The organism is Paraburkholderia atlantica, assembly GCF_009362785.1.
In the GTDB taxonomy this organism is placed as follows: Bacteria; Pseudomonadota; Gammaproteobacteria; order Burkholderiales; family Burkholderiaceae; genus Paraburkholderia; species Paraburkholderia atlantica.
Window position 1 is genome coordinate 20,568 of sequence record NZ_WHNQ01000043.1, and the last position, 23,066, is coordinate 43,633.

The 23,066-nt window shown below is 58.7% G+C and carries 18 protein-coding genes and 5 pseudogenes; 13 read left to right on the forward strand and 10 right to left on the reverse strand.

The window, feature by feature from the left end:
- Positions 1-283: 283 nt before the first annotated feature.
- Positions 284-1,750 carry an extracellular catalytic domain type 1 short-chain-length polyhydroxyalkanoate depolymerase gene (locus GCT19_RS35090; protein WP_051106766.1) on the forward strand — a complete coding sequence of 489 codons (1,467 nt, stop codon included), beginning with the start codon at positions 284-286 and terminating at the stop codon, positions 1,748-1,750.
- Positions 1,751-2,382: 632 nt separating this feature from the next.
- Here the strand turns inward: GCT19_RS35090 and GCT19_RS42980 are convergent.
- From GCT19_RS42980 to GCT19_RS35100, 3 genes are all read right to left on the reverse strand, one after another.
- A complete protein-coding gene (locus GCT19_RS42980; protein WP_176137860.1) occupies positions 2,383-2,949 on the reverse strand; it encodes a hypothetical protein in 567 nt (188 codons plus the stop codon).
- Between the two features lie 156 nt (positions 2,950-3,105).
- Positions 3,106-3,411, reverse strand: a complete 306-nt coding sequence (locus GCT19_RS42985) for a hypothetical protein (protein ID WP_026228895.1) — start codon at positions 3,409-3,411, stop codon at positions 3,106-3,108.
- 17 nt (positions 3,412-3,428) lie between these two features.
- Positions 3,429-4,769 carry a tetratricopeptide repeat protein gene (locus tag GCT19_RS35100; RefSeq protein WP_018436479.1) on the reverse strand — a complete coding sequence of 447 codons (1,341 nt, stop codon included), beginning with the start codon at positions 4,767-4,769 and terminating at the stop codon, positions 3,429-3,431.
- A 911-nt stretch (positions 4,770-5,680) separates the two neighbouring features.
- On the opposite strand from GCT19_RS35100, the pseudogene GCT19_RS43750 reads away from it, so the two are divergent.
- Together GCT19_RS43750 and GCT19_RS35110 are read left to right on the forward strand one after the other, a co-directional pair.
- Positions 5,681-6,019: pseudogene (locus tag GCT19_RS43750) on the forward strand (SDR family oxidoreductase); the annotation flags it as partial.
- Between the two features lie 283 nt (positions 6,020-6,302).
- Entirely contained in the window at positions 6,303-7,439 is a 1,137-nt protein-coding gene (locus GCT19_RS35110) for a branched-chain amino acid ABC transporter substrate-binding protein (protein ID WP_018436481.1), read from the forward strand.
- A 5-nt stretch (positions 7,440-7,444) separates the two neighbouring features.
- Here the strand turns inward: GCT19_RS35110 and GCT19_RS35115 are convergent, their stop codons facing one another.
- On the reverse strand, positions 7,445-7,924 hold the full coding sequence (locus GCT19_RS35115; RefSeq protein WP_018436482.1) for an Lrp/AsnC family transcriptional regulator: 480 nt from the start codon (positions 7,922-7,924) through the stop codon (positions 7,445-7,447).
- A 142-nt stretch (positions 7,925-8,066) separates the two neighbouring features.
- Between GCT19_RS35115 and GCT19_RS35120 the strand changes: the two genes are divergently transcribed.
- From GCT19_RS35120 to GCT19_RS44480, 6 genes are all read left to right on the forward strand, one after another.
- Entirely contained in the window at positions 8,067-9,251 is a 1,185-nt protein-coding gene (locus GCT19_RS35120; RefSeq protein WP_018436483.1) for a M20 aminoacylase family protein, read from the forward strand.
- Between the two features lie 167 nt (positions 9,252-9,418).
- Positions 9,419-9,796 (forward strand): M20/M25/M40 family metallo-hydrolase, encoded by a 378-nt coding sequence (locus GCT19_RS45110; protein WP_018436485.1) that lies wholly within the window; start codon positions 9,419-9,421, stop codon positions 9,794-9,796.
- A gap of 393 nt (positions 9,797-10,189) precedes the next feature.
- Entirely contained in the window at positions 10,190-11,419 is a 1,230-nt protein-coding gene (locus GCT19_RS35130; protein ID WP_018436487.1) for a diaminopropionate ammonia-lyase, read from the forward strand.
- On the forward strand, positions 11,398-11,772 hold the full coding sequence (locus GCT19_RS43760) for a hypothetical protein (protein WP_018436488.1): 375 nt from the start codon (positions 11,398-11,400) through the stop codon (positions 11,770-11,772). The genes GCT19_RS35130 and GCT19_RS43760 overlap by 22 nt, the downstream gene beginning before the upstream one ends.
- Positions 11,773-11,841: 69 nt before the next feature.
- Positions 11,842-12,273: a tyrosine-type recombinase/integrase gene (locus GCT19_RS43765; RefSeq protein WP_265102393.1), complete on the forward strand. Its 432-nt coding sequence runs from the start codon at positions 11,842-11,844 to the stop codon at positions 12,271-12,273.
- Between the two features lie 6 nt (positions 12,274-12,279).
- Positions 12,280-12,405, forward strand: coding sequence for a hypothetical protein (locus tag GCT19_RS44480; RefSeq protein ID WP_018436490.1), 126 nt, complete (start codon positions 12,280-12,282; stop codon positions 12,403-12,405).
- A gap of 66 nt (positions 12,406-12,471) precedes the next feature.
- On the opposite strand, the gene tnpC is transcribed toward GCT19_RS44480, so the two are convergent.
- On the reverse strand, positions 12,472-12,843 hold the full coding sequence (gene tnpC / locus GCT19_RS35140; protein WP_018436491.1) for a Tn3 family transposase post-transcriptional regulator TnpC: 372 nt from the start codon (positions 12,841-12,843) through the stop codon (positions 12,472-12,474).
- A gap of 6 nt (positions 12,844-12,849) precedes the next feature.
- Positions 12,850-14,097, reverse strand: a pseudogene (locus tag GCT19_RS35145) (transposase); the annotation flags it as partial.
- Between the two features lie 67 nt (positions 14,098-14,164).
- Between GCT19_RS35145 and GCT19_RS35150 the strand changes: the two are divergent.
- Positions 14,165-15,610, forward strand: coding sequence for an IS1182 family transposase (locus GCT19_RS35150; protein WP_026228897.1), 1,446 nt, complete (start codon positions 14,165-14,167; stop codon positions 15,608-15,610).
- A gap of 159 nt (positions 15,611-15,769) precedes the next feature.
- On the opposite strand, the pseudogene GCT19_RS35155 reads toward GCT19_RS35150, so the two are convergent.
- Positions 15,770-17,512, reverse strand: a pseudogene (locus tag GCT19_RS35155) (DUF4158 domain-containing protein); the annotation flags it as partial.
- A 135-nt stretch (positions 17,513-17,647) separates the two neighbouring features.
- Here GCT19_RS35155 and GCT19_RS35160 point away from each other — a divergent pair.
- A pseudogene (locus tag GCT19_RS35160) lies at positions 17,648-18,427 on the forward strand (IS3 family transposase); the annotation flags it as partial.
- A 148-nt stretch (positions 18,428-18,575) separates the two neighbouring features.
- Here the strand turns inward: GCT19_RS35160 and GCT19_RS35165 are convergent.
- The gene (locus tag GCT19_RS35165; RefSeq protein ID WP_051106769.1) at positions 18,576-19,769 is read right to left on the reverse strand and encodes an IS5 family transposase; all 1,194 of its coding nucleotides are present in this window, start codon (positions 19,767-19,769) and stop codon (positions 18,576-18,578) included.
- A gap of 126 nt (positions 19,770-19,895) precedes the next feature.
- Here GCT19_RS35165 and GCT19_RS35170 point away from each other — a divergent pair.
- A pseudogene (locus tag GCT19_RS35170) lies at positions 19,896-20,243 on the forward strand (integrase core domain-containing protein); the annotation flags it as partial.
- Positions 20,244-20,817: 574 nt separating this feature from the next.
- Here the strand turns inward: GCT19_RS35170 and GCT19_RS35175 are convergent.
- The gene (locus tag GCT19_RS35175) at positions 20,818-21,540 is read right to left on the reverse strand and encodes an IS6 family transposase (protein ID WP_152854484.1); all 723 of its coding nucleotides are present in this window, start codon (positions 21,538-21,540) and stop codon (positions 20,818-20,820) included.
- A 28-nt stretch (positions 21,541-21,568) separates the two neighbouring features.
- A complete protein-coding gene (locus tag GCT19_RS42990) occupies positions 21,569-21,727 on the reverse strand; it encodes a hypothetical protein (RefSeq protein WP_176137971.1) in 159 nt (52 codons plus the stop codon).
- Positions 21,728-22,053: 326 nt separating this feature from the next.
- Between GCT19_RS42990 and GCT19_RS35180 the strand changes: the two genes are divergently transcribed.
- Positions 22,054-22,755 (forward strand): IS6 family transposase, encoded by a 702-nt coding sequence (locus GCT19_RS35180; RefSeq protein ID WP_026229095.1) that lies wholly within the window; start codon positions 22,054-22,056, stop codon positions 22,753-22,755.
- Positions 22,756-23,066: the final 311 nt, after the last annotated feature.

Sequence of the window (23,066 nt, forward strand, 5' to 3'; positions counted from 1 at the left end):
GGAAAAGGATGGGAGAGCGGTCTTTGAGCGTTGAGGGACGCGCCGTGCCCGACGGTTACGTGGCTCCGCTGGCGCGATGCCGTATCCACAATGGGCATGGCATGGACGCTGCTTGTGGTTCGCGGCGGTGCTAGGGGCGGCGGTTCTGTCCGTTTGCTTCTCGGCGAAGATGGCGAATTGTCACTTCGCATCGCGAACCAATCATCCCATCGAGTCTAAATGCCCCCACGTCCCGGGGTGCTTGCCTCTCGACAGCAGTGTCCATACAACTAAAGGAGACGTTATGCAACCGCTCTCACGACCCCAAAGACGATGGATTGTTGGCTTCTTCGTCGCGCTGGCGACGACTCCTGCGTTGGCCGCGGTCACGCCCGGACCCGGAACCTGGAGTGGGCAGCAGATCTGGGCCACAGATTCGGTGAATGGCGGCAACCTGACCGGCTATTACTATTGGCCGGCGAGCCAGCCCACCACTCCCAATGGCCAGCGGGCACTGATACTTGTGCTGCACGGTTGTCTGCAGACCGCGTCCGGCGACGTGATCAACAGCAGCAGTGCGGCCGGTTTCAACTGGAAAGCAATTGCAGATCAGTACGGCGCGATCATTCTGGCGCCGAACGCGACCGGCAACGTTTATAGCAACCACTGCTGGGATTATGCGAACACGTCCCCGAGCCGCGGTACCGGGCATGTCGGTGTGCTGCTGGATCTAGTGAACCGCTTCGTTTCCAATTCGCAGTACGCGATCGATCCCAATCAGGTGTACGTCGCGGGCCTCTCCTCGGGCGGTGGCATGACGATGGTGCTGGGTTGCATTGCCCCCGACATCTTCGCCGGAATCGGTATCAATGCCGGGCCGCCGCCTGGAACGACCACGGCGCAGATCGGTTATGTGCCAAGCGGCTATACGGCTACGACCGCGGCGAACCAGTGCAGGGCATGGGCAGGATCGAACGTCGGCAAATTCTCAACGCAGATCGCCGGCGCGGTCTGGGGGACATCGGATTACACGGTCGCGCAGGCGTACGGCCCACTCGACACTGCCACTTTTCGAATCCTCTACGGCGGCACCTTTACCCAAGGGGCGAAGGTGACGATTCAGGGCGGCGGAACGAACACGCCGTATTCCGACAGCAGCGGAAAGGTTCGGACGCACGAGATCTCAGTTTCCGGCATGTCGCACGCATGGCCGTCCGGAACCGGCGGCAACAACGCGAACTACGTGGATGCAACCCACATCAACTATCCGACATTCCTGATGGACTATTGGGTCAAGAATAACCTCCGCGCGGCGTCGGGGCCTGCACCGTCAGGCTCCGCACCGAGCGGCCTCGCAGTGTCGGGAACAACACAGACGACCGTTTCTCTCTCGTGGAATGCCGTTGCAAATGCCACCAGCTACAACGTCTATCGCAACGGAAGCAAGGTGAGCTCGTCCGCATCTGCCAGCTATACCGATTCAGGGTTGATCGCTGGGACGACCTATTCCTACACCGTGACCGAAATCGATCCAAATGCGGGTGAGAGCGCCCAATCGTCGTCAGTCTCGGCGACGACGCAATCGAGCTTCGTGTGCACCGAGACGACGACCACTAACTATGCACATGTACAAGCGAGCCGAGCGCATGATTCCGGCGGCACGGCCTATGCGAACGGGTCGAACCAGAGTATGGGGCTGGACAACGTCTTTTATTCGAACACGCTGGCGCAGACGTCTGCCGGATACTATGTCATCGGCAATTGTCCGTAATACGGGACGCGATTGATGAACGCCTGAACGGACATCCTGTCCGTTCAGGCAAACCTAACGATGGTTGTTTCCGACATGGTGGCCGCGTTTTTCGTCCGACCGATACAGACGTCGTTGCGAGCCGCGATCACGCTTGCCGATATCGACTCCAAACAACCGAGGACGGTACACAAATCCCGTTTACCTTTGCTAAGCGGGGCGAGTGCGTATTTCGGCGAAGCCAAACACGGATTTCGGTCAAAGTCAAACTGGATTTCGGGAGGAAAGTGAGTAGCCGTTTCGCTTGAAGTCGAACGGTTTCGAGGGATTCCACGATCGGTGTTCGGTGCTCCGAAACCGCAGTTCACCTCACCGAAATGCATGTTCGATATGAAAGGCGCGGTTTCGTCCAGCGTTACTGCGGACGGCTCTATCGGCCGTCGGTTATGGTGGCTACTTTTTGGGGACACCGATGACGCCGGCCCACCGGACGACCATTCGCAAAATGAAAGACTTGCTTCGCCTGAAAATGGACCTGCAATCTGTCCCAGCGGTAGGTGAGGGCCAGATGAGATGTCAAAGCAATTCTGGAATCTATGGTCTGCCCGAATTTTGCTACCTCTGCTCTTGACTCCCCGTGGCTTGCAAAAAATCTATCCGGAATCGCTGTTCCTCGATGGAAGCCGCACCGGTCGATCCTCAAAAACGTCCGCAGCTACGGCGAGCTGTCCGACTTGTCGGCTTTTCGTCCGATCGGGTTCCCAGCGGTCACAAAACCTCGTTGCATGTCCAGATACCACTAGTGCACATGTCGCCACTTTTGCACTGCTAAGGTAACGCGACGCAACACCACTCAGCATGGAGCTCAATGCGCCAATGCCGGTCACGGCGAATGGCATCGCCGAAACACTGATCCCCGGAAAGCCGGTTGCCAACGACGTGTGGGAAATGAGCAGCGGCACCTCAGTCCAGAACGCGTAGAGCTCTCGCATATGCCCGAAATAGCCCAGCGTCGCGGCCCAGAACCCACCGATGCAAAACGCGCCGAGCACAGAGGGCGGCGATGCCGCCGGTGTATCCATCATGCCTGCCGAGCCGCTCGACACGACCGAGTGCGGTCCATCGTCAAGCACGCCGACAATAGCGGCCCCACCGACAGCAAGCGGCGAGGAAGCGGAAATGATCAGTTGCCATGGGAAGACCGTGCCCAGCACGCGCATCACATGCTCGCAGCAAACTGCCGAGAATCAGCATTCCGACTAGCTGGGCGAGCGCCTGCCCGGTGCGATCGGTTGCCCAGCCGATGATCAGCTTCGTCCCCATCGGGTAGATGCAGGCGAGGCAGATTCCGACGCCAAAGCGTAACAGCGCAGCACTCACGAGATCCATCGCCAGCCACGCGAAGCCCAGGTTGAACAATGCTCCGGCGAGCGCGCTGCAAACGAAAATTCGGCTCGCGCGATCCGATCGACGGCGCCGCTCAGCGAAACGACGCAGGTGCCGAGGATGAACCCAAGTTGCATCGCGCTCGCCAGCCGGCCGATGTCGGCCGCGCTGATGTGCCAGATGTTCACCAGGTTTCCGGCAGTACTATTCGCGCTGAACCACAGTGCCGTGCCGAACAGTGGCGCGATCGAGATCTCAGCGACCGGACCTATCCCGTCGACGACCAGCTTTCGCATTCCACCCCGTCATCTCATCAATTCGCCAGCGACGTCTGGGGACTGAGCAGTTGATTGAGCCAGCGCGTGTCGCGCGGAGAAGGGCGACGCTGCAGCCGTTCGTTGAGGATCGCGTGAGCCTTCGCGGCTTCGCCGCTTCGCATCAATGCAACCAGCAGCATGTCTTCGACGATTTCGCGCTGCGCGCCGCTTCCGCCGATCCGCACAACCTCTCGCGCAACCGGCGCCAGGATCTCCGCGGCAAGCGCGTACTCTTCTTCAGCAAAGGCCAACGACGCGCGGCAGATCGCCGGTACCACCGGGCCAGCCGAAAGCTTTCCGTCCTCGATGAGCTTGTGGAGGACAGCAACCCGTTGCTCGACAGCCTCGCCGTTGCCGCTCGCCGCGGCTACCAGCGCCATATGGAAGTCAACGAACGGAAAGCCCACGTCCTGGAAGAAATTCGACGCGTATTTCGCCGCGTCGTCCCACATTCCCGCCGGAACTGTGTGGCCGTACGCATGCAGGCGCCATAGAAACGACGAGGTGTCGCTGACAATATTGATCGGCGTGCCCTGCGACGAGGCCGGCGCGACATGGTCGTTATAGACCGCGAGGGCGCGCTCGATGTCCCCGAGCTCGAGCGCGATGAGCGCGCTATGCCATGCGATGTGGCCGTGCAGCACGCCCGTTTTGTCGTACTCAGGGAGCCAGCCGGTGATGAACTCCTGCGCCTCTTCGTTTGCACCGGACTCGTACAACACGTGTGCGACCGCGTGCGCCGCATTCACATTGTGTCGCCGCAATTGCAGCGCGCGTTGCGTCAGCGTGCGTCCGAGCCGAAGGTTGCCGTTTTCGCCGTGTGCCCAGCCGCGATAGGTGAGGAACCACCAGTCGTCGGCATCGAAGTGTTTGGCATGACGCTCGCACAGGTCGACGCGTGCCTGATCGTGGTCGGCCATTCCGGAGAAGGCGAAAAGGCCGAACGCGCCCAGCGGCATCGACAGGATGACGATGTCGCGCGGCCAGCGGTCCGTGTGCACCAGCACCGCCGCGAGCGCCTTGGCCGACTGTCCATGAATGGCGAGCGACAGCGCGTTAACGTGGGTGCGCTCGCGCTCGGTCCCGTTCCTAGCGACGAGATCGAGCGCCTTGACAATCTTTGCGCGAGCTTCGGACGGCTGTGCGCTGATCGCATGCAGGCGTGCTCGTGCGGCATGCGCGAGGGCGAAGTCCGGGTCGGCGGCGATCGCCTCGTCCAGTGCTTCCCCGGCACCTGGCCACAACGACAGCAGGAGATCGACACCGGTTCGGTATCGCTCTGCAGCGAGGTCGGAAGTCGTTGAAAGCGGCAGGTCGTAGCGGTCAAGGCGGCCCATAAATCGGATACTCCAGAAATTCGTTAGCAATGGCTCGGCTATCGTCTGCGGCCGGCCGCGTAGCGGTTCAGTATGTGAGACATTCATTAAACCCGGTTTCTGTGTGGCAGAAATTCGACTACTTGTCGCCATGTGTCGATTATCTGCCAACATTTCGGGCACGCGCTATGAACTCGAAAATAATCGAGGCTCCGGTCGACGCCAAGCCGCCAGCGCGGCTCACGGTCCGCGCGCAGTTCATCCGGCGCGTCACTTTTTCCCCGAGCTCTCTCATCACTGGCATTAGATGGTCTATGCGACATCCGGCGCGTTGACTGTGATATCGGAGGGCGGCTCGCCCGGGATTTCTCCCGAGCAAGCCGTATGGTTGCCGACGGGCCTTCGGCCAAGATCGGTTCACGGCTCGGCGTCCAGTGTTGCAGTCTCTGGATCACGGAGGAGACCGGCACCGCGCTCGCAGGCACGACACCGATGGTGTTCGCGGTTTCGCCGTTGCTGAAGGCACTGATCGTTGAAGCGGCAGGCATCGAAGTGACACCAAGACGATGGCTACGCCGGTCGGATCAGTGCTCTGATTCTCGAGCAGCTTCGGCGTTCCCGGCCACACCCGACGGCATTGCCATGGCCCAGAGATTGCGCGCTCCCGACGCTTTGCGAGACGCTTTAAGCGGACACGGCAGACCCGCGCGGCCCGGACGATTGGGGGCGCGTGCTGGGCGTGTCGGCCTGTGCGCTGGCACGGCGGTTCGTCAGCGAGACCGGCATGAGCTTGCGGCCGTAGTGCCGGCGGATCAGGATGGTGAGGGCGATCGAACTGCTCGGCAGCGGGATGGGCGTGACTCGTACCGCGATGGGGCTACGGCTCGACCTCGGCGTTCGTGTATGCGTTTCGTCTCAAGATGGGCAGCAGCGTCAACAGCGCAGAGTACGGTCCAAGGGCTGCGCTCCTCGAGCTCTCCGATGAGCAGTGGCATCAGGGAATCGACACATACTTCCAGAACGTGGCTCGACCCACCCGCCTCGTCGTGCCGCACATGAAGAAACAGCGCGGGCGCCATTATCAACAGATTGACAGTCTTCCCGCTACCGAAGAGCGTCGTTAAAGCGTTCCGATGCACCGGTAGGGCACAAGCGCAGAGATCGCGGCAACGGTCGCGTTTCTCGCGTCGGGCGGCGCGGCGTACAACACGGGACAGGCCATCTGGGACGATGGGGGCTTACCTGCTCGATTTGATTCGTGCACGTCGTAGCAAGATGTCCGGCCCCGCGGGAAATGGGCCAGGTGCATCTCAGCTTGATAGCGGCGCGAAAGCTCAGGCTGCCGGAAAGTGGCGCTGCCCAGGAAGTGGGCGACGGGAAAAGATATCGAAACGTGCCCGTATTTCGATAGTAATTTGCAGAAGTGTCACCGTGACTGATTTCGGCTACCGGCTCTCGTCATTAGGATAGTTACAGGTCAGCGCAATGTTGCTTGCCCAACGGGTCGTAGGTTCTGTCGATCCGATTCCCAGCCAATCTATCGAGAGTACGACCATGCAATCATCCCGGCCACTGATATGTCTCGCGACTTTGACGCTTGTCCTGCAACCTCTCGCGGCTCACGCGGATTTGACGGTAAAGATCGGGCAGGTTTCCCCGCTCACCGGCGAGTTGTCCCACATCGGAAAGGATGACGAAAACGGTGTGCGGCTGGCGATCGAAGATCTGAACAGCAGAAAGATTCGGATAGGTGGGCAAAACGTTACGTTCGTGCTCGACTCCCAGGACGATGCGGCCGATCCCAAAACGGCGGTAACCGTCGCTCAGAAGCTGGTGGATGATGGCGTGGCCGGCGTCGTTGGTCACGCGAACTCCGGGACATCGATACCTGCTTCCAGGATCTACTCGGATGCAGGCGTCCCGATGATTACCGAATCGGCAACCAATCCGAAGCTCACGCAGCAAGGTTTCACGAACGTGTTCCGTATGGTTGCGAATGATGTGAGACAGGGCGCAGTCATCGGCGCGTATCTGGTCCGCAATCTGGGTGCGCGCAAGATCGCCATCGTCGATGACCGCACGGCGTACGGTCAAGGTCTTGCCGACGAGGTCGAAAAGTCAGTCAAGGCCGCCGGCGGCAGCGTGGTCGCTCGCGAATACGGCACCGACAAGACAACGAACTGGATGGCGATTCTCACCACCATCAAGAGCCGTCAGCCAGAAGGTATTGCTTTCACGGGTGGCGACACGCAAGCAGCGGTGTTCGTGCAGCAGGCGCAAAAGCTTGGCTTGAGGGTGAAGTTCATTGCCGGCGACGAAGCGTGCACGCCCCAGTTCATCAAATTGGCCGGGTCTTCGATGGACAAGGACGTCTACTGCACCCTGGCGGGCGTACCGCCTGCAAAGATGCCCCAAGGACCCGAATTCTTCAAACGCTATCAGCAGCGGTTCGGTGTTCCCGTGCAGTTATATGCCCCGTATGCCTACGACGCGGTGCTTGCGATGGCGGAGGCAATGCAGGACGCTGGATCGACAGATCCTAAATTGTATCTCCCGAAGCTGCGGGCTTCGAAGCTGGACGGTGTGACAGGCCCCATCCAGTTTGATGAGAAAGGGGATATCCGTAACGGCGCAATTACCGTGCGCCAATTTGATCAGGGCGACTGGACCGACAAGTCAGTCGTGCGTTGACGGCCTCAACCTCCCTCGGGAGCCACGGGTACACCGAGCCCCACCTTCACGTTGTTCATGCTCACCAGCGTCTTGAAGCGTTTGACGTTGTTGTTTGAGAAGAACAGTTGCCGCGTGAGGGCCGTGTACTCATCCATGTTGCGGACCGTCAGAAGCAGCACGAAGTCCCATTCTCCCGCGACGTAGTAGCACTGCTGGATTTCCGGGCATTGTGCGAAAGTGCGCTTCATCGAATCGAGCAGATGGATCTGCTCGCTCTCGACCTCAACCGTCGCGACGATCGTCAGCGGATAGCCGACCTTTTCGGGCGCGACGATAGCAGCGTAGTTGCGAATGACGCCTTCGTCCGACATCCGTCGCAACCTGCGATTGACGGCGGCCGTAGACAGGTTGACGCGTGCGCCCAGTTCGTTCTGAGGAATGTGCGCGTCGCGTTGGACTTCCATCAATAGCTTGAGGTCAAAGTCGTCCAGGCTGAGTGTCATGGCGTTTCGGCTAAAAGCTTCGAAAAGAGATATTTTTGCATGAGGGGCGTCGGTCTAGAGATTTTTTCTATATGTACGAGGAATATTATTTCCGTGACCAACATGACCATTCCACGAACCTCATCAGCAAGGACGTCCGACAATGGAAAGCACGCTGCAAGACCAGCTCAAGAGCTGGCGCCAGTATCTGCACCAACATCCCGAGACTGGCTTCGAGGAAGTCAATACGTCTGACTATGTGGCGAACATTCTCAGGACGCTTGGACTGGAGGTGCACCGTGGCATCGGTGGCACTGGACTCGTTGCCAATCTGACGGTCGGAGAGGGGAAACGTGCTATCGGCCTACGCGCCGATATGGATGCGCTGAACATCGCGGAGCAGGCACCCGATAGGGCGCATGCTTCGCGCAGCGCCGGAAAAATGCATGCGTGCGGACACGACGGGCATATGTCGATGATACTGGGGGCAGCGCGACTCCTTGCTGAACGGCGCGATTTCAACGGCACCGTGCGCTTCATCTTTCAACCGGCAGAAGAGCATGGTCGCGGTGCGAAGGCGATGATGGCCGACGGCCTGTTCGAACGGTTTCCGGTCAATGCCATCTTTGGCGCGCACAATATGCCAGGTATGCGCGCAGGAACGTTTGCAACGCGTCCAGGCGGCATCATGGCGAGTGAAGACAACTTTGTCATTCATGTCAAGGGGCGGGGCACACACGCCGCACGTCCGCACATGGGGGTGGACCCGATCGTCATCGCATCACAGATCGTCATGGCGCTGCAGACTGTCGTATCGCGCAATCTCGACCCGAGTTTGCAGGCAGTGATTTCGTGCACGGAATTCATCACTGATGGCTTGAGAAACGTCATTCCGTCGAATGTCATCGTCAAGGGCGATACGCGAAGCTATTCGCGCGACGTCCAGACTCTGCTCGAGACTCGAATGCGTGAAGTATGCGAAGGCATTTGCCGTACTCACGGAGCCGACTGCACTTTTGATTACACACACGAATTCGCTCCGACTGTGAACTCGGAGCAATACGTAGACGTCACTGTCAAGGCGGCGCGCAATGTCGCGGGAGTCGATGCCGTCGATGCCAATGTTCAGCCAATGATGATTTCGGAAGACTTTGGCGCGTTCCTGCAGGTCGTTCCGGGCAACTTCATGTTTATAGGCAACGGCGAGTCGATGGGCGACGGCGGCACGCCGTTGCACAACGCCACCTACGATTTCAATGACGGAATCCTTCTGACAGGCTCCCGGTATTTTGCCGAGATCGCGCGGCTCGAGTTGCCGTGTAGCCAAAAATTGATGGGACATAAATGAATACCTCTGTATCTTCGTCCCTGAAACTTGATGGCGCAGGCCAGCTTCGGCAACTACATCAACTCGGCGAACTGGACGTCGATCGCGAGGTAGGTGGACGGACTTGCATCGCTCTCACTGACGATGAACATGCCGGTCGCGATCTTGTCGTCAGATGGATGCATGAGATGGGCCTTGATGTCCGCGTCGACCACCTCGGAAATATTTTCCGCACGTTGCATTCCGAATCAGATGACGGCAGCCAGCGTCCGCTGATTACGGGGTTCCACATCGACCCCGTTGAAAATGCCGGAACGCTGGATGGGTGTTACGGCGTACTGGCTTGGCTTACAGTCGCGAGAGCATTCCGTCAGGCAGGCATCAAGCCGCAGCGTTCGATCATTATCGGCGCCTCCACCAGCGAGGAAGGCATCCGCTATCAGCCAGACATGATGGGCTCGCTGGTTTTCGCTGGCGGACTGTCCATTGAAGGAGCGCTGGATACAGTTGGCATCGACGGCACCCGCCTTGGCGATGAACTCAAGCGGATTGGCTATGCCAGGTGACCTAGAGCCCGGCGCAGTCGTTCTGCACGAATGTCTCGAACTGCACATCGAGCTGGGTCCGGTTCGATCCGTGAAGCCTAGGCGCTCCGCCGAAGCTTCGATCGCATTTGCCAGTGCAGCATCGAATACGACCGGCTCGAAACCGGACCAGACGTTCGGCCATTATCCGTCGATGACGTCGGGCGCCGCCCATGACATCCAGATGATCGAGCGCATCGCGCCGGCCGCGATGATTCGTACCGAGCCGCGGCGGCATCAGCCACAACCCTCGCGAACACGATCAGCTCATTGATGGCGCCAACGTGCTGATGGATGTCGTGCTCAGGCGTCTCGCAGAGAAGTGATAGATATCGGGTCGCCAATTCCCATCATTATTACTGGAGTATCACGGTCATGCTGGTAGTTAATCCACGCGCAACGCGCACCTCGTATCCCGGTGAGTTGAAACAGACTCTCAGTATCGGGAAAGCTCAGGAAAGTCGTGCCTGGCTTTCCTGCTGGGACAAGATTTCGCCCGGGCGAACGCCCTTGCGTGGGTTGCCCGGGCTGGCCGCCAAGCTCAAGATCGACAGCATCAGCATCAAGGACGAGTCGGCGCGCTCCGTACTGGGTAGCTTCAAGGCATTGGGTGCGCCAGTTGCACTGGTGCGCCTGATCCAGCGGCTTTGGTCGAACCATGATCTGGACGCTCGTGGCCTCTTCGAAGGTTGCTATCGGGATCTGCTGACGCATTTCACGGTGGTTAGCGCTACGGACGGCAACCATGGAAAGGGGTTGGCTGCCGCCGCGCAGACGCTGGGATGCCGTTGCGTGATCGTGCTGCACGCCAATGTCAGCGTCGAGCGCGAGAAGGCTATCGCAGCGTACGGTGCGGAGATTATCCGGATCACCGGAAACTACGATGAATCGGTTAAAGAGGCGGCTCGCTTAGCTTCTCTGAACGGCTGGCACGTTGTATCCGATACGTCATACGACGGTTATGAAGACATCCCGCGTGACGTGATGCAAGGCTACGGAACGATTGCGGCAGAGATTGTCGAGCAGAGCGATAGTCAACCGAACCAGCCGGCTTACACACATGTGTTTCTTCAGGGCGGTGTCGGCGGACTCGCGGCAGGATTAGTCAGTTACCTTTGGGAATTCCATGGTAAACATCGCCCGCGATTCGTCGTGGTCGAACCACAGCAGGCAGACTGTCTGTGTCAGAGCGCATTGGCTGGACGCGCCGCGCGTGCGACGGGAACCGTCGACTCCGTGATGGCAGGGCTCGCATGTGGTGAAACATCGCCGCTAGCATGGAGGTTTCTGCAGCCTGGCGTCGATGCATTCATGACGATCAGCGATGATGATGCAGTGCACGCCATGCGCATTTTGGCGGCAGGCAGCGATGTAGACGCACCCATCGTTGCCGGCGAGTCGGGTGTAGCAGGTCTCGCTGGGCTCATGGTATTGCTGCAGAACCAGCAGTTGGCGAGGCAAGTTGGCCTTGATGGCGCTTCCCGCGTATTGCTCGTCAGTACAGAAGGCGCGACTGCGCCTGCTACCTACCGGGAACTGGTCGGCGAGTCAGCCGAATCCGTCCTCGAACGCCAACTGGCTCGGTGCGCCAAAGCGATGGCCTGAGCGCACATGCGCTCGCTCGCGACCTGAACGTCCAAGCCGCGACGCGCGAAAAGACGCGGCGCAGTTACCAGTCCGCACTCCAGCATTTCGAGGTTGAGTGGGGCAGCTTTCTGCCCGCGAGCGCTGACTTGATCGCGCGGTACCTTGCCGATCACGCAGAAACCCTGTCTATCAATACCCTGCGCTCGCGGCTTGCAGCACTTGCGCAATGGCACCAGACGCAAGGTTTTCCGGATCCGACGAAAGCCCCGCATGTGCGCAAGGTCCTCAGAGGCATCGTCGCGCTGCATCCCGCAACCAAGAAGCGGGCGAAGCCCATGCAGCTCGCGCAGCTCGAAAAGCTCACAGCCTAGCTCGATGAGCAGATCGTCGGACAAGCAGACGAGCGCGAGCGCCTCGCGTGCATTCGCAACCGGGCCTTGGTGCTGCTGGGCTTCTGGCGCGGCTTTCGTTCCGACGAACTCAGTCGGCTGCGGATCGAGCACGTAGCCGTTGAGGCTGGCCGCGGCATGACGCTGTACCTGCCGCGCACGAAACGCGACCGCGCGCAGCTGGGCACGACCTTCAAGGCCCCGGCGCTTTCACGCCTGTGTCCGGTGACGGCTTACGAGGCGTGGATTGCGGCGTCCGGCCGGACGGAAGGGCCCGTGTTCCGGAGCATTGACCGCAGGGGAAACATCAGCGACGAGGGACTGCATGGGGGCAGCTTCATGCCGCTGTTGCGTGCGCTTTTTTACGCGGCAGACCTGGCCGCCCCGGACAGCTACAGCAGCCACTCACTACGGCGGGGCTTCGCAACGTGGGCCAACTCGAACGGCTGGGATCTGAAAATGCTGATGCAGTACGTTGGCTAGAAAGACGTGCGTTCCGCGATGCGCTACATCGACGCGGCCGATCCGTTCGCGCAGCACCGCATCGAATCGGCACTCGCGACGCCAGGCGCGGGCAAGCAGGAACTACCGGTCAACGCATTGCCTGCGCCATAACCGCTGGCTCGAGGCACACCCCACGTCCCCGTGACGGATACGTACCGGGAGAGATTCGCTGCAAGCTCAATCGCGATCCGGACCAGCCAGATCTTCATGGCGTAGAGCTTCGAGCGGGCACAGCACATCCCGGATCGATAAAAGCCCGGCGACATAGTGATCGATCTGGTCGAGCACGACCTCGATCTGTTCGACAATCGACGCGTCCCGGGTTATTGCCGCGAAGTTCGCACCATTGACGAGTGCATGCGCCATGCCATGCACGTGAAGCAGATCGTCCCGCAGGCCTTCCGGATCGTTAAGGCCTGTGCGCAGTTCGTCGAGTGTATCCACCGCATCGAGCACCCGCGTCGTGTCATAGTGCGCCTGCAGCGCGTCCAGTGCGGCGGCATCGACCTCACCGTACGGCGTGGTGGCTACCGCTGCTCTTGCACTCATCCTGTGTTACCTCATTTCGTCGTCAGGCCGGGACGCCCTACCAAACAGGGCATCGTTAAGCCAAGCTTCGGACGGGCGTTCCAGATGCAGCCGGTAGCGCCCGAAGCGGCGAATGTTGTGGGTGCGCATACGGGCTCACGAATTCAATGTCCTCGGCGCGGACCTTCTCGCCGGCGGTCACCATGTCGCGCAGGGCCCGCATCATGTCCACCGTGTTTTGCAGGATCACGGTCGATGCAATGAGGTCATTGTAGCGTAGCCGTTTTTGCTGCTCTTCCCGTTCATTCTCCGCGATCACATCACCGGCGAACGATAGCCACTTCGCGAAGCCGTTGTAGGACTCTATCTTGTTGGTGTTTGCCGTCACGTCCTGGCGCAGTTCCCGGCTGCCGATCCATTCAAGCGGAAAGACCGTGCGTACGACTTTGCCGAGTTCGCGTGCAGCGAGATAGAGACGGTTCGTGCGGCTCTCGGACCCAAGGCGGCGCAGCAGCAGCGGCGAAGAGATCGTTCTAGTCTGGATCGACAGCGCCACCTGCATGAGTTCCTGCCGGTGCCGCTCGATCAGCACCCAGTCGATGGTCGCCGCGAAAAGCTTGTACTTAGCGTCGCTGTCATGACGGTACAATACGACGTCCTTCCAGTTGCGGATTCTGGGCATCGGCTTGATGCCGAGCAGATGGGTGAACGCGAACACGGCGGCTGATTGTCCCTGCGTATTCGCATGCACAGTGTCGGCCTTGACGGACAGGCCCGCCTTGAGGAGTCCTTCGATTACATAGATCGCTTCCCAGACGCCCGGCGGGATGAAATGCCGGAACACTGCGATGTAGTTACCGGCGACATCCCGGTACGCGACTGCGCCCATTTTTCGGTAGCGGAAGTGATAGCCGGCCAGCAGGTTGTTGTCGAAGAAGTCGCACTGCGTGCCGTCGGCAGCGACCGTTTTGCCGTCGCCCCAGTGTTTCTGGCAGATCGAGCCGCAGGCACAGTTCAATCAACTCGCGCTGCGCGGCCTCGAGCTTGTCCAGACTCATGTGCCGACGGTTCACGAATGACAGCATGTGCGCCGTCACGTCGGTATCGAGATGGCGTGCCGCCTGGGTCGGACCCAGATTGCAGCCTATCCCGAAAATCGTCAGCAAATACCTCGGCCGGCTTGCGTATCTGCGGATCGATTCCGGACAACGGTCCAAAGCGCCGGGTAAAATGCGTCCAGTGCTCAATGTTCGCGAGAACGTCGAGCACGTTGCGGGTCGAGCTTGTGTGAAAACATGTTGATCACCTAAACTGGATTAACTCATTAAGCATGGGTGACCGGATGAAGCGATTTATAGAAGGTGAAGATCGCAAGCAGGTGACACTGCTTCCAGAGTGCCTGGATGACTTCGTCGCAGAGGACAACCCGGTTAGGATTATCGAGGCGTTTGTTGAAGAGCTTGACCTTGCATCACTGGGTTTCGATGGAGCAATGCCGTCGACTACAGGTCGCCCGTCCTATCATCCCGCAGTCCTTTTGAAGATCTATATCTACGGCTACCTGAACCGTGTTCAGTCGAGTCGCCGTCTTGAGCGTGAATGTCAACGTAACGTTGAGTTAATGTGGCTCACGGGTCGCCTGGCGCCCGACTTCAAGACCATAGCTGACTTCCGTCACGACAACGGCATAGGCATTCGCAACGTGTGCCGCCGTTTCGTGATGCTGTGCCGTGAACTGAAGCTGTTCTCGCAAGCACTGGTCGCCATCGACGGCAGCAAGTTCAAGGCAGTCAATACACGCGATCGTAACTTCACCGAAGGCAAGGTTGATAAGCGCCAGAAGCAGATCGAAGAGAGCATCCAGCGTTATCTGAATGCGCTGGAGACCGCAGATCGCACGCAACCGGCAGAACTGGAAGCAAAGACAACTAGGTTGAAGGACAAGATCGAGCGTTTGCGCGAACAGATGCGAAACCTCGAGCAGATCAAGGAGCAACTCAAGTCACAGCCTGATGGCCAACTCTCGATGACCGATCCTGACGCACGATCTATGGCGACGAGCGGCAAGGGATCAGGAATGGTGGGCTACAACGTACAAGTGGCCGTAGATGCTAAGCACCATCTCATTGTTGCTCACGAGGTCACCAATTCTGGCAGCGACCGGGCGCAGCTTAGTCCCATGGCGCAAGCTGCACGCGACGCTATGGGCAGAACCAGACTACGGGCAGTCGCTGATCGTGGCTACTACAATGCTCCCCAGATCAAAGCATGCGCAGATGTCGGCATCGCAGTAATGCTGCCGAAGCCCACAACATCAAGCGCGAAAGCCCATGGTCGATTTGACCGGGCCGACTTTATCTACATTGCGCGGGACGACGAATACCAATGTCCCGCTGGCGAGCGTGCAATTTACCGCTTCACCGGAGAAGAACATGGCATGCAATTGCGCCGCTACTGGAGCAGTTCCTGTCCCCAATGCTCGATGAGATCTCGTTGTACCCCGAGTAAGTATCGGAGAATTAGCCGATGGGAGCATGAATCGGTACTGGAAGGAGTCCAACGTCGACTCGACAAGACCCCGGAGGCAATGACAATACGCCGGCGGACAGTTGAACATGTCTTCGGGACGTTCAAGCATTGGATGGGTTACACGCACTTCCTGACACGCAGATTGCCAAACGTGGGTACTGAGATGAGCTTGAATGTACTTGCCTACAATCTGATGCGAGTGCTGAGAATCCTGGGATTCAGGAGGGCCATGAAAGCTATGCGGTTGGCGGGTGCATAAATCCAGTAACGCAAATCAAAACGTGAATAAACGCGTACAAAGCCTTGGAGCCATCTAATAATTTGTTGTTGTGGGATCGATTGTAAAAACAGTTAAACACGCCGATCGGTGTGATGCCGCTGCGTCGTACATGCCGCTTTCTAGGCATTTCCACACAACCTGGGTCGGCAGCCGTGCATTGATCCGCTCCTGCAGGGCGATCGCGCTGGCCGGAATTTCCCTGGCAATGGTCTTGCGCAGGACCGGCTCGCCTTTCTGGTCGATCGTGACATGTTCGCGCTTGCGCGGATACTCGTCGTCGAGCTTGCGCGCCGCGTCGGTCAACCACTGACGCAGTTGAGCGACGAATTCGCTGCCCGTTTCCGGCAGGCCGACTTTCGCGCAGTAGTCAGGCAACTTCTGCTCACACTGCCGCCACGGCAGCAGATAATCGCGATAATCGGCGTAGGCATCGGACCCGGACACGCACAGGTCACCGACGCGCAGCTCCTCCGCCATATACGAGAATACGCACAGCTCGAGATAGCGCCGGTTGGTCGGCGCCCCTTCACCGTGTGCGCGGCGCAGAAGCTTGCGCCAGCGTGCCGCTGCGAAACTCAGGTCGACACTGGCGTCGATCCATTCGCGATGCAATGTTTCACTCTCCAGCACCACATCGAGAGCATCGAGCAGCGTGCGCACCTGACTCGTGGAGTCCCATTGAAGCGCGCGGGCGAGACGCATGAGGACCGAACGGTGCGCCCGGAAATGCTTCCAGAGCAGCGGCAGGTAATTGCGGCCGCTGAATGCGCGGATCTCAGCACAGCTTTCGCGCAGCGGTTCGAGGTCGCCTTTCGGTGCAAGCCATTGTCGTATGGACTGGGCGATCGTCTTTTCGTCGGCCTCGTCAGCAACGATGTCGACGACACCGCCGAGCAGGACCACGAGATCCTCGACCTTCTCACGCTGCCTGCGCTGAACGATCTCCAGTTCGTCGCTCGCGCGCTTACGGATCGCACCCATACGTCGCACGAACATGTCGGCGAGATCGTCGCGGGTGCACACACGTATGCGATTTAGCAGCGCCACGATCAGTGTATAGCGTTTGTCGGGAAGAGTGTCTTTCCGGAGAGCGGACGCGTCGAGCGCCATCGCTTGCATGGCCAGTGAGCGCAGCTTTGATGCTGGAACGCCGGCGAGTGCGACGGTGAAGCCGCCGATTTCATCGAGCCAGGTGATCTGGTCAATCAACAGGTCCAAGTGCTGCCGGGATGGGCGCCTGGCGTGGCGCTTGATGCGGTTGTGGGCGCTCTGCCGGCTCGACAAGTCGCGGGCCAGCAAGCGATCGAGATCACGCTTCTGTTCATCGGTCAGGCGTGCTGCGACCCGCCTGAAAAGCCGTGCCTGGGTCTTCGCATGGATCTGCTCGGCAATCCGGTCCAGCGTCGAGAACGCCGGCAGTTCGACGTCCTGCGCGATCAGGTCGTCGATCGTGGCGTTGATGATGTCAACCGGCTGGTCCATGGACAGTGACGCAGTATGTGCGGCGCGCGTCGCAATCGTGCCCGCGTCGGTGCCGTACTACGGCTTGACACCGAGGTACTCGCGCACCGCAGCGTAATGCCGGAACAGCGTCGGCGATGCCTGCGTGTCGTGACCGAAGCGTACTGCGGGACCGATGTTTGCCGCCGCGCGCACGTGCTCGACGACGGCCGGCGGAATGCTGTCGAGCGACGGGAAATGATGCATCTGCTGGAAGACTTTCAGGAGCACCAGCAGGCCCAGCTGGGGGCGGTCGCGCCGGGATGACCGCCGCGCCCATTCCAACTGATCGGGCAGGGGCGTGTAGCAGGCCTGCAGGTCCCGCGTGGCAAGGACCTTGGGAAAGCGCGGATACGCTGCGGTGCGTTCGATGGTGGCCATGCGAGTCGTCCTGATCGCAGCGGGCCGCTTAGATTAGCCGAAGAAAACCCGTTCGTTACCAGGTCAGTTCGAAATGATTCGGCGTGTTTTTATAACCAAAAAGCTTATGATAGGAATTCGCGGTTATCTTGCCGCTACCCCCAGCACGGCGTGAATCCGAACCAGCTGTTTCATTGGCGCAAGCTCTATCAAGACGGTAGCCTCTCTGCGGTCAGCGCTGGCGAAGAAGTCGTGCCGGCTTCGGAGTTGGCCAACGCGCTCAAGCAAATCCCGGAATTGCAACGGCTACTGGGCAAGAAGACCGTCGAAGTCGAAATCCTTCGCGAAGCCGTGGAGTATGGCCGGGCAAAAAATGGATTGCGCGCTCGCCATCGTTGCCGGGGGACGACCAGTGAAGCAGATTTGCGACGTTCTCGGTGTGGCGCGCTCAAACGTGGCGGCAAAGCTTGCTCGACCCGCTGATTGGCGGGTCGGCCACACGGCTCGACAAACCGACGACGCTGAACTGGTGGAGGAAATCCGGCGCGTAATCGCTGGCTTGCCGAGCTGGGGTTACCGACACGCGTGTGGGGCACAATGCGCAGCGAGCGGGAGCGCCAGTGCGCGACTTCTGTCAATGCCAAGCGGGTCTATCGCGTGATGCGCGAACATGGCTTGCTGCATGAGCGCAGGCCCAAGCCGCCGCGCCCACAGCCTCGGCATGATGGCAAGGTCGCCGTGCCCAGAAGCAACCAACGCTGGTGCTCCGATGGTTTCGAGTTTCGTTGCGACAACGGCGAGCCGCTGCGCGTGACCTTTGCGCTCGACTGCTGTGACTGCGAAGCCATGAGCTGGGCGGCAACGACCGGTGGCCATAGCGGCGACGTTGTACGTGGTGTCATGCTGGCGGCCATTGAGTCGACCCTGAATAAAGCGTTTTTTCCGATGCTGACGTCAGATGACGGGCGCGGTCTGATCGACAGGAACAAACATCACGACAAGAACGAGGGCGCAAAAATACCGCAGCTTCCTGAGGATCATTCGCAGGTTGTGACCGGCGCCGCACAGCACAGCATGCATCGCGTCACCGAGCGTCCCCTTCAGCCAGTTCCGATCGAGTTTGCCATCTGTCTTCATGTGGCCGATGGCTGGCTCGATCGCACTGCGCCGTCTTATCATCGCACGTAAGCCACGCGTGATGCCTCGCCGCAGCCCCGGGGTGGTAGATCTTCACCCCTTCGAGGTCTACGCCCTTGTATCCCCGGTCCACGACGGCGATTTCCGGCGTGACGTCGCTCAGGATTGCCGCCTGTTCCAGCGCTTCTGCAAGCGTGTGGCCATCGTACGGATTGCCTGGCATCGAGCGCATGCCAACGACCAGCCCTTCCTTGTGCGTCGTCGTGATCGACACCTTTACACCGAACTCGTACGGCGTACGCGCCTTGCCCTTGGCCAGACACTCCACCTCTGGCGCATGCAGTGCATAAAGCTTGTTTTTGTCCTTTGTCTTCTGCGACAGGATCCGTTTTGTGCGGCCAATCAGATCCTGCAGGACCGCGCGGCTGCCTTTGGGGGCCGCGTCGATCTGCCGCTCCACGTCACGCATCACCCGGCCCACACGCGAGCGCAACGTACGCAGCACTTTCTTCATGCGTTTGTACTGTTTCGCATGGGCGTAGCGGCCAATCTGACGCGCCAGGTGCGGCGCCTCGCGGTTGTAGTTCTGCCTCAGCTTCAGGTCGTGCCGCGCGGCAGCCTTCACCAGATGTTCGCGACACCGTTCAAGGAGCCGCGAATCGGTCGGGTGTGCGATCGCTTTCTCCATGACGGTCGGGTCGACAATCACGCGCTTCACGCTCGCGGCCTTGATCACGCCGGCCCGTTTGGCTGCATCGATCGTTTCGGCCAGCAACTCTTCAACTCCGGCCTCGCCCAACCGCTTGCGCCAGCGCGTCAGGCTCGACGGATCGATCGGCGGTTCGGTCTGCAGGTACGTCTCGCCTGTGAATACCTGCCAATAAGGATTTTCAACCCATTGCCAGACGACCTCTTCGTCCGACAGATCGAATGCGTGCTGCAGATACAGCAGGCCGGCGATCAGCCTGGGTGATGTTGCCGGCCGTCCCTTGCGCGACACGAAGCTCTCGCTCATCGCCATGCCCAGCCGATCCCACTTGATCAGGTCAGCAAGTCGGACCAGCGGATGTTTGAGGTTGATCTGCTCACGCAGCGGCTGCCGGAAGAAATCGCCCTCTGTCACAGGCGTCTTCGGACCCATCCGCACCTCGTCAGGATTTGCAGGATTTCGGCATCAATATGCTAGGTCCCTGCAATTCCCACAACACCATTTCGGCCTCGAAGCCTTACCACATAAGCTTTCGCGGATTGTTCAAGGCCGACCATTGAGCATCGCTTCGGCAACGTTTCGAAAGCGCCAGAGCAAATTGAATGGCTCAGCGATAACGGCTCGGGTTACATCGCCGAGAAGACCCGGACCTTCGCCTCGGGCATTGGACTCAAACCGCTCACGACGCCTGTGTGCAGTCCGCAGAGCAACGGCATGGCCGAGAGCTTCGTGAAGACGATGAAGCGCGACTACGTGGCCTTCATGCCCAAGCCAGATGCAGCGACCGCTGTTCGCAATCTGGCCGTCGCGTTCGAGCATTACAACGAGAAGCACCCGCATAGCGCGCTGAAATATCGCTCGCCACGCGAGTTCCGACGTAGGACCGATTCATCAACCTTAGTGTGAGGCGGTGTCCGGACGTATGGGGCAAATCCACTCGCTTTCTTCATCACCTTCGTTCTGCCGCCGCTTATCGTCAACCTGACAAATCCGTCAGGGCTGCAGCGCCTAAGCCCGTCAGCGTTACAAACAAATCTTCCAATCACCCTTGCCGATTTCAAGGAACAAACAGTCGTCGGACCACCTATCCATTTCCGCTGCGACTGCAGGCATAGCTCCAACAAGCACAGTCGCCGCCATTAAACCAACGAATATCACTTTTTTAAGCTTCTTGCACATGTCAATCCCCATGAATTGAAAACAAAACTTTATGACACTTCGATACTGGCCTACAAAATCAGAAGAACTTCAATTAATGCGGGTGTATGAATGCATAGAGCAATCAATCCTAGTACGGCACTCGATTTTCTAGCTAATGTCTCCCGGAAAGGTAGACGCTAGTTGAGCCAGTTTATATACCAAGGCATAGGACCGCCGACTTCAACTCGTCATCGCTTGATCAAAATCAAGCCCTGTTGATAGGGGTTGTGTCGCGTTAAGGACGATGCGACGATCAGGCGCCTAAGGTGAAGAGGATTGCTTACATCACGAGAGAATAGAATTGTTCGGCTGCAGTCGAGGCGACGCCATCGTCATACATCTGCCCCTTGCGGATCATGTGTGCGATCTCAATGCCAGACAGGATGATGCGCGCACAGCGGAAATCCTTGAACCCCATCATCGGTTCGATGATGCATTTGATGGCACGGTGATCCTGCTCGACGACGTTGTTTAGGTATTTGTTTTGCCGGACCTTGATCGGCGTTAAACGCTCGGCATTGAGCGCTTCAAGCGCAGCCAGATTGGCACCGCTCCTGTCCACGGTGATTGTCTCGGGCTCGCCGTTCTGTTCAATCGCCTTCTCGAAGTAGCGGCGCGCCGCGGCCTTGTCCCGATGGGCGCGCAGCAGGAAATCCACCGTGTTGCCCGCCTTGTCCACGGCACGGTACAAGTATTTCCAATGGCCTTTGACCTGGACATAGGTCTCATCGACGCGCCAGCTCTTGCCGACAGGCCGTTTGCGTTTGCGCAATGCTTTTTCAAACACCGGCAGCAGCTTGATAACCCACCGGTGCACGCTCGAATGGTCCACCTCGATACCCCGCTCGGCCATCATTTCTTCGAGGTTTCGTAGGCTCAGTGAGTACGCCACGTACCACCGGACGCACAGCAGGATCACGTCCAGCGGGTAGTGCAGCCGCTTCAGTACCTTGCCAATGCCAGCGGGCAGCCTCTTGCATGGCGTCTTCGTCTTTGTCATCATGCTTGTCATGCGTTGTCGTCGGCGGATTTTACTTGACCGCGTTATTGCGACAAAACCCATTTTTCAGTGTCGTCTTTCTGGCGGTGAAAATCGACGCGATGAGTAGCGGGAGGGCGGCGTTCTTGGAGCCTTGCCCGGAAATGGTGGAGTGACGATATTCGCTTCCTTTTTTTGCCAAGATTTCCATTAGTAATCCTATGTACGTTGGTAGATTGGAAAATTGTAAGTGTAGGCACTTCGACCACATCTTCAGTCAGCCCGGGACACTCCCGACGTTTGGGTGGTCCCTGCGCGAAGCAGAAGGTAGACGTTGACCGCAAGAATGGACGCCGTAACGATGGCAGCCCAGGAAGCTGAGATGAACAGCACATTGCTGATGCCGCGTGCTCCAGACAAAAACGAACCCAATATCGCGACTCCCATCGCGGATCCGACTTGGCCCGCCGCCCGCGCGGGATCTGTCGCAATAAGTCGGTCTGCTATGCCGACGGGCCTTAATGCGTGACGTGATCGATGACCGAGAAGCTGAGTCCGGGTGTGGGAAAAGTACTCAAACGCTTGCATTACCCGCTGGACGTGATGTTGCTGTGCGTTCGGTGGTACGTGACCTATCCGCTGAGCCTGCGTCATCTCGAACAGATGATGGCCGAGCGCGGGATTGCGGTCGATCATTCGACCGTTCATCGTTGGGCACTCAAGCTGTTGCCGGTCCTGGAGAAGGAGTTTCGACGGCGCAAACGGACGGTCGGCAAGAGCTGGAGGATGGACGAGACCTACATTCGAATCAGGGGTGAGTGGCGGTATCTCTATCGGGCTGTCGACAAGGCAGGCAACACCGTTGATTTTCTGCTGCGAGCCCGACGGGACAAGGCTGCAGCCCGGGCCTGTTTCGAAAAGGCAATCGACCAGAATGGCGAACCCGAGACCGTGACGATCGACAGGAGCGGATCGAATCTGGCTGCCTTGCAAGCGATCAACGCCCCGCGGGATGTGCCGATCAAGGTCCGCCAGAAAAAGTATCTGAATAACATCATCGAACAGGATCATCGGGCGATTAAGCGCCGGACCCGACCGATGCTTGGATTCAAGAAATTTCGTTGTGCCCGCATCCTGTTGGGCGGCATCGAAGTTATGCACATGATCGTCAAGGGGCAGATGGACGATGGTGGTGTCGATCAGAATCCCGCACAGCAATTCTATTCACTGGCTGGATAAGTAGTCCGTATCGTATCGGGTCTTTACTAACCTCTCATTCTTACCGCGACAGAACCAACATGGAGGCAGAACGCAATCAGGGAAAGGCAGCAAATCCCAATCCGCTTTGTTGTGGTTTGTACCCTCGCTCTCGAGATCGTCATTACGCGCCCCGGATAAAAATACTCTGTCAAGCAGAGTAAATCATCATCGTATCTTTATGTTGGGAGTATCAATAAATATTGATTTATATCAATTTTTAATTCAATTAACGTATTCTTTTTATATATATTTTTATATATATTTTTATATGATTTATACATGTCGAACAG